This is a genomic window from Edaphobacter sp., from assembly GCF_035532915.1.
In the GTDB taxonomy this organism is placed as follows: domain Bacteria; phylum Acidobacteriota; class Terriglobia; order Terriglobales; family Acidobacteriaceae; genus Edaphobacter.
This window is the reverse complement of sequence record NZ_DATKQC010000370.1, coordinates 1-13,703: the sequence shown is the minus strand read 5'-3', so window position 1 is coordinate 13,703 and position 13,703 is coordinate 1. Positions and strand designations below refer to the sequence as shown.

The 13,703-nt window shown below is 59.4% G+C and carries 7 protein-coding genes; 3 read left to right on the top strand and 4 right to left on the bottom strand.

The window, feature by feature from the left end; all coding sequences use genetic code 11:
- The 3 genes from VMU57_RS17600 to fusA all read right to left on the bottom strand — a co-directional run.
- Nucleotides 1-185 (bottom strand): efflux RND transporter permease subunit (locus VMU57_RS17600; protein WP_325385790.1); only part of this gene is annotated, 185 nt, incomplete at its 3' end.
- A complete protein-coding gene (locus VMU57_RS17595; RefSeq protein ID WP_325385788.1) occupies nt 182-1,420 on the bottom strand; it encodes an efflux RND transporter periplasmic adaptor subunit in 1,239 nt (412 codons plus the stop codon). The genes VMU57_RS17595 and VMU57_RS17600, both read right to left, overlap by 4 nt.
- A 263-nt stretch (nt 1,421-1,683) precedes the next feature.
- The gene (fusA, locus tag VMU57_RS17590) at nt 1,684-3,855 is read right to left on the bottom strand and encodes an elongation factor G (protein ID WP_325385786.1); all 2,172 of its coding nucleotides are present in this window, start codon (nt 3,853-3,855) and stop codon (nt 1,684-1,686) included.
- Between the two features lie 557 nt (nt 3,856-4,412).
- On the opposite strand from fusA, the gene VMU57_RS17585 reads away from it, so the two are divergent.
- The 3 genes from VMU57_RS17585 to VMU57_RS17575 all read left to right on the top strand — a co-directional run bounded on the left by VMU57_RS17585 (nt 4,413) and on the right by VMU57_RS17575 (nt 13,375).
- Complete coding sequence (locus tag VMU57_RS17585; protein ID WP_325385784.1) at nt 4,413-7,757, top strand: alpha-mannosidase; 3,345 nt, start codon at nt 4,413-4,415, stop codon at nt 7,755-7,757.
- Nucleotides 7,758-8,159: 402 nt separating this feature from the next.
- Nucleotides 8,160-11,711: a carboxypeptidase regulatory-like domain-containing protein gene (locus tag VMU57_RS17580; RefSeq protein WP_325385782.1), complete on the top strand. Its 3,552-nt coding sequence runs from the start codon at nt 8,160-8,162 to the stop codon at nt 11,709-11,711.
- 56 nt (nt 11,712-11,767) lie between these two features.
- Nucleotides 11,768-13,375 (top strand): GH39 family glycosyl hydrolase, encoded by a 1,608-nt coding sequence (locus tag VMU57_RS17575; RefSeq protein ID WP_325385780.1) that lies wholly within the window; start codon nt 11,768-11,770, stop codon nt 13,373-13,375.
- A 10-nt stretch (nt 13,376-13,385) separates the two neighbouring features.
- Here the strand turns inward: VMU57_RS17575 and VMU57_RS17570 are convergent.
- Nucleotides 13,386-13,703: BRCT domain-containing protein (locus tag VMU57_RS17570; RefSeq protein WP_325385778.1), on the bottom strand; the 318-nt coding region annotated here is incomplete at its 5' end.

Sequence of the window (13,703 nt, the reverse complement as noted above, 5' to 3'; positions counted from 1 at the left end):
GTAGTGGCAACGACCTCCGGGCTGGCTCCGGGATAAAAAGTGACAACCTGAATGGTCGGGTAATTCACCTCAGGCAGCGCGGAGACGGGCAACTGTGTATAACCCACAAGGCCAACCAGCAGGATTGCCGCCATAAGCAGTGACGTTGCAACGGGACGAAGAATAAACGGGCGTGAGGGACTCAAGGAGCTTCACTCCCCGTGGTGCTGCTCTGAACCGGAGTTTTAGAGATGATGACCTTGGATTTGTCCTGCAGCTTTTCAAAACTGCTGTCAGCAACCACGTCGCCAGGATTGATGCCCTCGACCTGCGTGGTGTTGTCGTCGGTTATCCCCGGCTTCACGCTGCGAACGTTGGCCGTATTGTTCTGGATGACGTAGACGAAGGCCTCCTGCCCATTGTGCTGGACCGCCGACGAGGGAATAAGCGTCACATTGCGCAGCGTGTTGACCAGCAACCGCGTATTGACGAACTCGTTGGGAAAGAGGACGCCATCCTTATTGTCGAAGAGCGCGCGGGCTTTGACAGTTCCTGTCGTGGTGTCAATCAGATTGTCCAGCGTGAGCAGCGTGCCCGTGGCAATCTTATTCAGCGAGGTCCGGTCGAAGGCATAGACGGGAAGCTTTGCCCGCTGGCGCAGACGGGGCTGAACCTGTCCCAGATTATCTTCGGCAATCGTAAAGATGACCGTGATCGGCTGTATCTGGGTCACGACCGCAAGCGTCGTGCCACCCGACGACTGCACAACGTTGCCGGGGTCCACCAACCTCAGGCCAATCCTGCCGGTGAAGGGGGCCGTGATATGACAATAGTCAAGCTGGACCTGGTCGAACTGCACTGTTCCCTGGTCGTTCTTGACCGTGCCCTCGTTCTGCAGGACGATCTTCTCCTGGTCATCGAGGGTCTGCTTTGGAATCGCATTGCGGCTCCAGGCATCGCGATACCGCACAAGATCCATCCTGGCCTGGGCAAGGATATTTTCATCCCTCTCCAGAATGCCCTGCGCCTGCATTAGGGTGGCTTGATAGGTGCGCGAGTCGATGTCGATCAGAGGCGCACCCTGACGGACGATCTGTCCCTCCTGATAATGAACGGCCGTCACCACGCCGTTCACCTGGCTGGTGAGCGACGCAGTATGAAGCGGCGTGACCGTGCCGATGGCGTCGAGATAAACACCGATGTCGCCCTTTTGCGCCGTCACCGTGGTGATCGTCGTCGCTCCACCCGCACCGCGGCGCGAGGGCTTCTTCGCCGTGTCGTCATGATGGCGCAGAATCAGGAAGAACCCGATCGCAAAGATCAAGAGGATCACGACCCACACGATAATCCGGACAGATTTACGTTGCTGATGCTCCGGAGCAGGGGCCGGAAGTTGATGGTCCGGACTGATAGTCGGGTGTTCGCTTGAATCGGGCGCCAATGTGTCTCCTGGCCAAAACGTTTAAGTTCGAACTTGAATGCTGCCAGTCCGTCTACGTATGGACGTATCAGTACCCCGGTATAGACTCATCCGGGGTTGAAGCATGTTGTTTGTTGGCAACTAAATAGAAAAAGACTCTCATTTGCCAAAAGAAAGCGGGGTTTTCACAGCCTTGCCTATTCGATTATCAATCAAACGAGGCCGCCCTGAATTGGACTCTTCGACGGTTTGTTCGCGAGAGCCAAAGTGCCAATCCTGTTTCGCTATTCTTCCGCCTCGTCGTGCACCATCTTCTTCGCCGTCGCCAGTATCTTCTCAGCCACAAGCTGGGGGACGACCTCGTAATGGTCCATCTCCATGTGGAAGCTGCCCCGCCCCTGGGTCATCGAGATCAGCGTCGTCCCGTAGCTAAGCATCTCAGCCATAGGGACTTCTGCGCGCACGAGGGTCCCGGCGCCACCGCTCTCCATGCCCTGAACCCGTCCGCGGCGGCTGTTCAGATCTCCGATCAGGGCCCCGGCGAACTCGTCAGGAGCTTCGATCTCTACACGCATGACCGGCTCCAGAAGAGCGGGCTTTGCCAGCTCCATACATTTGCGGAAGGCAGCGCGGGCAGCCAGCTTGAAGGACATTTCGCTCGAATCGACGTCATGATAGCTGCCATCGAAGAGCGACACCTTGAAGTCGACCACGGGATAGCCCGCCAGATAGCCGCGGGCCGCCGACTCATGGATTCCCTTCTCGACCGCCGGGACATACTGCCGCGGGATTGACCCGCCGAAGATATCGTTCACGAAGACGATGCCGGTGCCCCGAGCCAGCGGCTCCATACGGATCTTGCAGTCGCCGAACTGGCCATGCCCCCCGGTCTGCTTCTTATGGCGGCCCTGTGCCTCGGCATGTCCGCGGATGGTCTCGCGGTACGGCACCTTCGGCGCTTTTAAAGTCACCTCCGTATGGTAGCGGCGCTTCAGCCTGGAGACGATGGCCTCAATGTGCGGCTGCCCCGCCCCGGCGACCAGGAATTCATTCGTCTGCGGATCGCGGAAGAACCGTATCATCTGGTCTTCTTCCATCAGCTTGTGGAGGGCCGGGCCCAGCTTGTCTTCATCGCCACGGGTCTTCGGCTCGATGGCATAGGTCATCGCCGGTTCAGGCATGGAGACCGGCTCGATAAAGATCTCATTCGCCTTGTCACCGAGCGTGTCCCCGGTCAGCGTAACCCGCAGCTTGGCCACCGCCCCTAGATCGCCGGCGTGCAGCTCCGCCACCTCGACCGCCTTGCGGCCCTGCATGATGGAGAGGTGGGCCATCCGCTCCGGCTCCTGCCGGGTGTAGTTCTGCACTGTCGTATCGGTCCTGACCATGCCGCTGACGACCTTGAAGAACGAGATCCTGCCGGCGAACGGGTCGGTCATTGTCTTATAGATATAGAGGGCGACCGGCTCCGCATCCTCGACCTTCCGCATAACGATCTCTTCCTGAAGGCCTTCCGGCAAGATTTTGGCCTCGCCATTGTCCGCATGAGAGGAAGTGGCAGGCGAGGTGACAATTCCGCCCGCCGCCACCGGCTCGCGCTCGACCGGAGCCGGAGCGTAAACCTTCAGAAAATCAAGAAGATGGTCGGTCCCTACGTTTCGCAGGCCGCTGGCATAGAGCACCGGAAAGATCCGGTCCTCTCGTATGGCCTCATGCAGGGCGGCGATCAGGTGATGCTCGGGAATGGTGCCTTCCCGGAAGAACTCCTCCATCAATTCGTCTTTGCCCTCGGCGACCAGTTCGACCAGCGCCTCGTGTGCCAGCTTCGCGTCGGCAGCGACTGATTCGGGAATCTTGCCGGCCTCTCCATGGCCATCACCATCCGGCTCATAGAGAAAAGCCTTCATCGTCACCAGATCGACCACGCCGTGAAAGCCATGCTGATCGACGATCGGCAGTTGCACCGGCACCACCTGCCGCCCCCACTTCTCCTGCATCAGCTCGATCATCCGCTGGCGGCCTATCCGGCTGTCCGCCTTGGGGTGGTCGATCTGGTTGATGACCAGGATGCGAGGAAGGTTGACCTCGGCGGCATACTTCCAGACGCGGTCGGTCACCGCCTCTACCCCGATCTGCGCGTTGACCACGATGAGCGCGGCTTCAACCGGCAGCATGGCTGCACGCGCCTCGTGAACGAACATGTGAAAGCCGGGGGTATCTACCAGGTTGATCTTCACCCCACTCCACTCTACAAAGGCAACGGCATTGGCCATGGTGGTCCGGCGCGCAACCTCTTCTTCGTCATACGCGGTCACCGCCGAGCCGTCCTCCACCCGCCCCTTGGCCGGCGTCATTCTGGCGGCATAAAGCAGAGCGGAGATCAGGGTGGTCTTGCCGCTATGGGAGTGTCCTACGACAGCGACGTTGCGGATATCATTGCCCGAATATATCTTCATCCGAAGAGTCCTCCTGCATCTGGTGGCTCGTCACACTCTTCTGCCCACCCTGATCGCTTCCCCCGGTTCAACGCTGTCCCCGGCTGACCGCATCTGAATTCAGCCCCACTGAAAGTCCTCTTTCCGAGGAAAAGGGATGCTATCACACAAGGAAATGCTTCTTTGTTCACTTCCCGGACTCAAATTTGAACTAAACTCCCGCTGTGCCCTGGATTGGACTTTTTAGCGGCGTAATCGGTAACGCCATGGGAGGGGAAAACTTTCATTTGACAGATGAATACTTGAGACCTGAACATGAGTCGGTGTGATAGCGCAATCATGTTTGGCCTTCCAAACTGCACAAGAAGTTAAACGAAGCGTAAATTTCAGAAGACTTTGGAAGCAATGGAACGGCGGCGGTCTCGCTTTGGCGCCCAGGTTCCAATCCTTCGCTTTCTTTCAATCGCCGCATCAGAGACGACTCCGAAACTGCGATCACTAACGCGAAGGCGGTAATTGAAGCGAGACAGCCCACTGCTGTCTCAGACGACGGGTATTTATTAAGTAAGGAGTTGTACATGAACGTTTTTTCGCGTCTCCATACGGTACGCAACTACGCGGGAGCCTTGCTGGCTTCGGCGATAGTGCTCGCGCCGTTCTGCCTCGGCACCCCGGCCAGCGCCCAGCATCGCAGGCATGGCGTTGACATTCCCTCCACCCTTTCGCCTGAGTCGCAAAAAGTGGTCGAGCGGCTTGGCTCCTTCGACTACCTGCCCGCCGAGACATGGCGCTCCCATGTCGGCAACGTCGCCCATGGCGAAGCCGCCGACTTGGACGACAGCAGTTGGCCGGTGGTAAAGCCGGGCAGCCAGGGCGGCACCGACGCCGTCTGGTATCGCCAGCTCGTGGAGATTCCGAAGACGCTCGATGGTTACGACCTGACCGGCGCGCGTATCTGGTTCAAGTTCAACGCCCGCGGCGACCGCTCGATGCCGCAGATCATTTACTTCAACGGCCGCCGCGTCGCTCTGGGCGACGACCTTGAGCCGATCGTCCTCTTCGACAACGCCAAGCCCGGCGACAAGATTCTGGTCGCGGTCAAGCTTCTGCCCACCGTGGCCAACAAGAGATTCGGCGGCTCGATGATGAAGATCGACTTCGCCTCCAACAGGCCCGACCCGTCGGACCTTCAGCAGGAGTTCATCTCCAGCGCCCTGCTGATCCCGTCGCTCTCCAAAAATGCGACCCAGGACTTCGCCACGCTGCAGAAGGCCATCAACACGGTCGACCTCAGCGCGCTGGACGGAGATAACCAGAAGAAGTTCGACGCATCTCTGACCGAAGCGAAGAATGAGATCGAGCCGCTCAAGCCCATGCTTCAGCAGGCGACCTTCCATCTCACCGGCAACTCGCATATTGACGCTGCGTGGCTGTGGCCTCGCACTGAGACCGTGGACGTAGTGAAGCGGACCTTCGGCTCGGCGTTGCAGTTGATGAACGAATATCCGAACTACACTTACACGCAATCCGCCGCGCAGTACAACGAGTGGATGGCCGAAAAGTATCCGGAGATGAACGAGGAGATCAAGAAGCGCATCAAGGAAGGCCGATGGGAGGTCGTCGGCGGTATGTGGGTCGAGCCAGACCTGAACATGCCCGACGGCGAATCGCAGGTGCGCTCCATCCTGCTCGGCAAGCGCTGGTTCCAGAAAGAGTATGGAGTGGATGTTCGCATCGGCTGGAACCCGGACTCGTTTGGCTACAACTGGCAGCTTCCTCAGATCTACAAGCGCTCCGGCATCGACTACTTCGTCACCCAGAAGATGACCTGGAACGATACCAACCAGCTTCCGCTCAAGCTCTTCTGGTGGGAGGCCCCGGACGGCAGCAAGGTGTTGACCTACTTCCCCGAGGGCTATGGAAACACCGACCTCGGCCCGGTGAGACTCTCCACCGACCTGGTCTCGGCGCGCAAGCGTTCGCCCGGCCTCGACGTGATGATGGACCTCTATGGCGTCGGCGATCATGGCGGCGGCGCAACCCGCTCCGTGCTTGACCAGGGCGACCACTGGATGGAGTCGAACAAGATCATTCCCAACATGAAGTATGGTCTCGCACAGCCTTTCTTTACTCATGTCGAGAAGGAGATTGCCAGCGATTCCCCAACGTGGGACTACAAGTCCATCGCCAAGGGATATACCTATCCCACCGCCGAGGAAGGCAAGATCCACATCCCCACCTGGAACGACGAGCTTTATCTCGAATATCACCGTGGAGTCTTTACGACCCAGGCCAACCACAAGCGCAACATGCGCGACAGCGAGGAATGGACGCTGAACGCAGAGAAGTACGCTTCGCTGGCATGGCTCAACGGCGACTCCTATCCCAATAAGCGGTTCACCGACGCTTGGGAGAAGATCACCTTCAACCAGTTCCACGACCTTGCGGCCGGCTCGGGAATCGGCATCATCTATAAAGATGCGCAGAAGGACTACGATCAGGTTCGCTGGGAGACCAATGAAGCCTCGAACAAGGCGCTGCATACGCTCTCGTCCGAGGTCGATACGCAGACCGCCGCTGGCGTTCCCGTATTCGTCTTCAACCCGCTCGGGTGGCAGCGTTCGGGTGTCACCGAGGTCAGTGTTCAACTGCGGTCGGCCTCGCCAAACGGCGTCTCCGTGCTGGACGCGAGCAATCACGTTCTGCCTTCGGAGGTGGTGTCCACCGACGAGAAGACCCATACCTATAAGCTGCTGGTCGAGGCGAAGAACGTTCCTTCGATGGGCTACCAGGTACTGCACGTCGTCCCCGGAACGAAGCCATTTGTCAGCGACCTGAAGGTCAGCGGATACACGCTGGAAAATGCAGCGCTTCGCATCGTTGTTGATCCCGCGAACGGTTGCATCACCAGCATCTTCGATAAGAAGTCGAACTTCGAGACCCTTGCCAAGGGAGCCTGCGGCAACCAGCTGCAGACCTTCGTCGACAAGCCCAAGGACTACGACGCCTGGAACATCGATCCCGGCACGCTCGACCACAACACGCCGATCGAACAGGTGGACTCGGTCACCCTCCCCGAGAAGGGACCCATGCGCGCTACCATTCGCGTGGCCCGCACCTGGCAGAGCTCGAAGTTCGTGCAGGACATTACCCTCTACGCTGGTTCGGACAAGGTCGTCATCGGCAACGATATCGACTGGCACGAAACCCACGTCCTGCTGAAGGCAGCCTTCCCGCTGTCGGCATCAGGACCGGAGGCGACGTACGAGATTCCCTACGGCACCATCCAGCGTGCAACTACCCGCAACAACAGCTGGGAGAAGGCCCGCTTCGAGGTTCCCGCGATTCGTTGGGCTGATCTGGGAGATGCGCAGCATGGCTTCAGCCTGATCAACGCAACCAAGTATGGATACGACGGACAGGACAACGTGCTGCGACTCTCGCTGCTGCGTTCTCCCGTCTCGCCTGATCCCGATGCCGATCGCGGACCGCACCACTTCAGCTATGAACTCTATCCTCACGCCGGAACATGGCAGAGCGCTTTGACCGAGCGCGCCGGATACGAGTTCAACTACAAGCTGCATGCGAGCCAGGTTGAATCGCACACGGGCAGCCTGCCTCGTGAGCACTCCTACATCTCGGTAAGCCCGGACAATGTTGTTCTGACCGCCGTCAAGAAGGCGGAAGACGACAATGGCCTGATCTTCCGTGTGTTCGAGTGGGCGGGCAAGCAGTCTGACGTTGTCTTTACCCTGCCCAAGGGCGCAACCTCGGCAACAGAGACCGACCTGATGGAGAAGCCGACCGGTTCTCCGCTGACCATCTCTGGAGACAAGGTCACCGTCCCCATCCATCCTTACGAGATTCTGACCATCCGCGCCGACTATCCACACGCGCAGATGGAGGCACAGAACACCAAGTAAGCGCTTCAGAAGATAGCAACAGCGATGCCGCAGAGGTTACTCTGCGGCATCGCTGCTTTAACAACTCACTCCCGGCCAATGTCATAGCGCAAAAAATCCTGTCGCATTAATTTTCTGCGACGGACAAACTTCAGTACCCCTCTGGCATCACAACGCATGTCGGTGTTGCGTACGACTTCAGGCGTTCTGCACTGCCTGCTGCCTTATCTATCTCCCGAGCCTGTGAGGAGTTTCGCGTTCAGGAAGACCTCGCTCGATGCAGGCCCCAAAACAATATTTCGCAAGTGCCGGGCGTCCGTTCTTCGAACGGACCGCTTCTCGTTTCATAGAGAAATTCCCGCCAACTCAGCGAGAACACCGGCGGCAGGATAGAAGAATCAATCACTTCCTCGGAGGCAGTTCATGTACGCCAGATACTCGCGTCTTCTCATGCGATTTCCCCTCATCGCGCTTGCGCTCGTGCTGTGCGCTCCGGCCTACGGACAATTCAGTGCCAGTCTCTCCGGTACGGTGCAGGATCCAACCGGAGCCATCATTCCAAATGCGACCGTGACGTTGACCAACCCCGCCACCCGCCAATCGCAGAAGGCGACTACCAGCAGCAACGGGGTCTACCACTTCAACGAGCTTCCACCGGCGCATTACTCCCTCGTCGTCACGGCCACAGGATTCAAGGCGTCCACCCTTGACGACGTCGCGCTTGCGGCAGAGACTCCGCGCAATTTAAATGTGACCCTCACCACCGGCGATGTCTCTCAAACGGTTACCGTCAACGCCGATGAGGTCTCTGCGCTGCAAAATGCGGATGCGAGCATCGGCAGCACCATCTCCAGCGAAGCGATCCAGCGCTTACCCGTCATCGGCGGCAATCCGTACGAGCTTCTGCGCACCGCTCCCGGTATTACCGGAGATGGCGCACGTGCAGGCAACGGGAACGCTGTCTTCCTTCCCAACGGCGCAGGCCCCGGAGGATCGTCGCGCGGCATCTTCCAGACCGAGAACCAGACGCAAATCTCAGCCAACGGTCAGCCCGTAGCCGACAATACCTACAGTGTCGATGGCGTCACCGTCGACTCGCTCACCCACGGCGGTTCCGCCGTCGTCACGCCGAACCAGGAGGCCATCGGCCAGATCACCATCCTCTCCACCTCCTATGATGCGTCCGACGGGCGCAACTCCGGCGCACAGATTAAAGTCGTCACCAAGAGCGGCACCAACGACCTGCATGGTTCGCTCTTCTTCCTCTACGACGAGCCCGGCCTGAACGCCTTTGCGAAGTACGGCGGCCCCGACGGGCAACTCCCCCTGCGCGTCGAGACCAAGCAACGCACCTACGACGCCTCCCTCGGCGGCCCCATCATCAAGGACAAGCTCTTCGGGTTCGCCTCCTACTCCGGCTTCGGTTACGACGGAAACAGTACAATCTCGCAATACGTGGAGACTCCTGAATACCGCGCGCTGGTTCCCACCGTTCGCCCCGGCGGCATCACCTCCAGCATTCTTACCTCGGCTGGCGTAACGCCGCGCATCATCAACCTTCTTCCCATCGACTGCTCCGACTACGCGAACAATCAAAGCCTGTACGCCCCAGTCAACGGCGAGGTGCAGACCGCCGCTGGCGGCCCCTATTGCAAACCCGCAGGCACTGGAGTAGACATCGGATCGCCCACGGCTGGAGGCGCGTCACAGCTCGGCGTCTATACTCCATCCGCAGCGAACAACGTTGCCACCTATGTCGGCGGCGGACTCGATACCAAGCCCGATGTGCAATACGCGCAGCTACTCGTGCCTAACCGCTCTCGCGGAAATCAATTCAATGGCCGTGTCGACTGGTACGCAACGCAAAAGGACCAGTTCGCAGGCAGCTTCTACATCACCAAGCTGGACAACTACGGCACCAGCGGCGCAGCCGATTCGCGCCCTCAGTCCGACGTTCCCTTCAAGCCGCTTAACACCGCCGTTACCCTCATCTATATCCACACCTTCTCGCCAAGCTGGCTCAACGAGCTGCGCGGCAACAGCACCCGTTTCGCCGAAAATGCCCTTCGCGACGGTGCAGGCACGGTGAACTACGGCATCCCCTATATCAACGTTCAGGGACTGCCCTTCTCCAACAACATCAACTTCGGCGTACAACAGAGCAGCAGCAATCCCGCAATCTTCGCAGAAAACACCTACGAGGTTCGCGACCAGGTCACGCATACCTTCGGCTCGCACGTCCTGCGCATCGGCGGCGAGATTCGTTTCGAACAGGATAATGACAAGCTCTCCGGAACCACACGCCCTGTCTATGCCATGCAGGGCCTGTGGAACTTCGCCAACGATGCTCCCATCTTCGAGGGCATCACGGCCAGCACCCTTACCGGCGCCGCACCTAATACGCAGCTCTACCTTCGCTCCAAAGATATCGCCGGCTATGTTCAGCACGATTGGAAGGTGACTCCGACCTTCACCCTCAACACCGGCTTTCGCTATGAGATCTATACGCCGATCAGCAACAAGGGCGGCAACGTCAGCAAGCCTGTCCTCGGGTCTCCCGGCTCCGAGCTCTCCGGCATGACGCTGGTTCCCACACACGATCTCTACAACACTGACTACGGCCACTACGCTCCGAAGATCGGCTTTGCGTGGACGCCCGCCATCTACAACAACAACGTCGTTCTGCGCGGCGGATTCGCAGTCGCCTATAACCATCTCGACGCCGCGCTCTTCAACACGCAGGCCATCGACAACGTTCCCGGCGCGGCTACCTTCAACGTCTGCTGCGGTCAGGACACCAGCCCCTTCGCAGACGGACAGATCAAGTACTCTCTCGGCACCAGCAACGCAGCCGACAGCTATCCCACCAACCCGGCATTCGCAGGAGGCGTCAACGCCAACGGCTTCCCCGCCAGTGGAGCGCAGATTGAGCTGTACGGCGTCGGCGGCCGCATCAGAAATCCGGTGAGCTACCTCTACTCGCTTGAGACCCAAACCCAGTTGCCATCGAAGATCGTGCTGACCATCGGCTACGGCGGCAGCCTCGCTCGCCACAATCCGCGTCTGGTCAACCAGAACTTCCTCTACAACAACACCAACTCGCCGACCTATGCAGCCTTCTTCGCGCAGACCGATTCCATTCAGGCCTACAACTCTCTCAACGTCCGCGTAGCGCGCGTGCTCAGCCATGGCTTCCAGATCGAGGGGAGCTACACTTTCTCGAAGAACATGGATCAGGTCTCGAACGGCGACGGCGCCAACTCCAACGCCAACCAGACCAACCCAGCCAACAACAAGTCAGAGTATGGGCCGTCCGACTACGACACGCGGAACCGCGCCACCATCTCGGCTCTCTACACCACTCCGAAAGTCCACTCCAGCAACTTCCTCGTCAAAGCCGTGGCCAATGGCTGGCAGGTGAACGGCATCGCGAGCCTGCACTCCGGCTTCCCGTGGACGCCCGTCACCTACAACCTGCAATCCAACCTCGTTCCCAACGCGGCGGTGGTTTCGCCGACACGCCCGCTGGCAATCCTCTACGGCTCCGGCCCCATCGGCCGAAGCTGCTCCAACAATGCCTATATCAGCGGCTCCAACTTCCCCAACCGCACCCTGTCCGGCGGAACAGCAGGTACGGCTGGCGGCCAGAACTACTTCAATACCACGCCGCCAACGTTGCCTCCGGGACAGAACTACGTCTACACCCCCGGTATCGGCCGCAACAGCTTCACCGGCCCCTGCTATCGCGATGTCGACCTCAGCCTCGCCAAAGAAGTTCAGTTTGAAGGTCTGGGCCACGCCGCCACGCTGCGCTTTCAGGCAAACCTGTTCAACGCCTTCAACCTGCTCAACCTCGCGCCTATCCAGAACGGCAACTCCGATCCGGCGGCCAATATTCAGAACGCCGACTTCGGCAAAGCCACCACCGCCGATGCCGGACGCCAGATAGAATTTCTAATGCGATTAAACTTTTGAATTTTCGGGGGTGAAGCGATCGCTCTGCCCCCAAACCTGAATCGCCGGAGCGCTCGATGAATTTATCTCCACGCCGTCTGCTGTCAGTCGGCTCTGCCGTCCTCCTTACCCTCTGCCTCGGCATTCCCTCTCCTGCACAAACTCCGGCATCGTCCATGACCACGCTCCGTATCAACGCGAACGCCGCCACCACGCCCTTTCCACACTTCTGGGAGCAGACCTTCGGCTCCGGCCGCGCCATTCTCTCGCTCCGGCAGGACTACCGCGAAGACCTGCGCACCGTGAAGAAAGCCACCGGCTTCAAGTCCGTTCGCTTCCACGGCATATTCATGGACGATGTAGGCCTCTACGATCCTGACCGCCGCCCCATCAAGTTTGCCCAGATGACGAGCGCCGACGTGGCCTCGTCCTCGGATTCAGGAATTTACAACTTCTCTTACGTCGACCAGATCTACGACGGCCTGCTCGCTAATGGCATTCGACCTTACGTTGAGCTCAGCTTCATGCCGAAGAAGATGGCCTCTGACCCGAATGCGCTGCACGCCTTCTGGTACAAGCAGAACGTCTCTCCGCCGAAGAACTATGCGGAGTGGGACAACATGATCACCGCCTTCGTTCAGCACCTCGTAGCTCGCTACGGCATCGACGAAGTAGCGCAGTGGGACTTCGAGGTATGGAACGAGCCGAACATCGACTTCTGGGCGGGCAATCCCAAGCAGCCTACCTATTTTGAGCTATACGACCACACCGCTCGCGCCATCAAAGCCGTGAACAGCCGCCTCCGCGTGGGCGGGCCGTCGACCGCGCAGGCCGCATGGGTCGCGGACTTTCTGGCGCACTGCAAGAAGGATAACGTTCCTGTCGATTTCGTCAGCACCCACGTCTACGGCAATGACACCGCGAAGAACGTCCTCGGCACCGACGAGGATATCTCTCGCCAACACATGGTGGCTCGCGCCGTAAAGATGGTGCACGACGAGATCATCGCCTCGCCCTATCCCAAGATCCCGCTCATCATGAGCGAGTACAACGCCAGCTACGCTAACGAGCCCGACGTCACCGACTCCGTTTACATGGGCCCGTGGCTGGCCAGCAACATCAGCCAGTGCGACGGCCTCACCCAGTCCATGAGCTACTGGACCTTCTCCGACGTCTTCGAAGAGCAGGGCGTCACGCGCACGCCGTTCTATGGCGGCTTCGGTCTCATCGCCGAAGACGACATCCCCAAGCCCGCGCTCAACGCCTTCGCCATGTTGCATCACCTTGGCGATCGCCGCATCAAGCTCGACTCCGACTCGGCGCTCGCCACCCGCCGCGAAGACGGCTCGCTCGCCATCGCCCTGTGGAACTACACGGCGCCCTACGGCAGCGGGCCGGCCTACACGCCGCCACCCGCGAATCCCGGACCGTCGAAGACCTTCACCGTAAAGCTCGAAGGGGTCTCTGCGAACGCGCCGGTAGAGATCTGGCGGCTCGACGCGAACCACGGCAACGTCATCAAGACCTACGACGCGATGGGCCGACCAGCGTTCCCCACGCGCGATCAGATCGCGAAGCTGCGCGAAGCCGGTAAGGCCTCTCCACCGGAGACCTCATCGCTGAAGAATGGCAGCCTGACCATCACCATCCCGCCGCAAGGATTGGTCTTAGTCACCACCCGCTAAGACAGAACCCTCACGCTGGCGTTGTTGGACCTTGCTCCAGCAACGCCAGCAAACCTTCTTCGTCCACCACGGCCACTCCCAGCGAGTTGGCCTTGTCCAGCTTCGATCCTGCCTCTTCGCCTGCGACCACGTAGCTCGTCTTCTTGCTGACGCTGCCCGAGACTTTGCCCCCGGCAGACTCGATCTTCTCTTTGGCGATCTCACGCGTGAGGTTCGGCAACGTCCCTGTCAGCACGAACGTCAGGCCTTCGAGTGTCGACGTCTTCACCCGCTTCTCTGCCGTCATCTTGAGCTTCTCCGACTTCAGATCGCGCACCAGTTGAAGGTT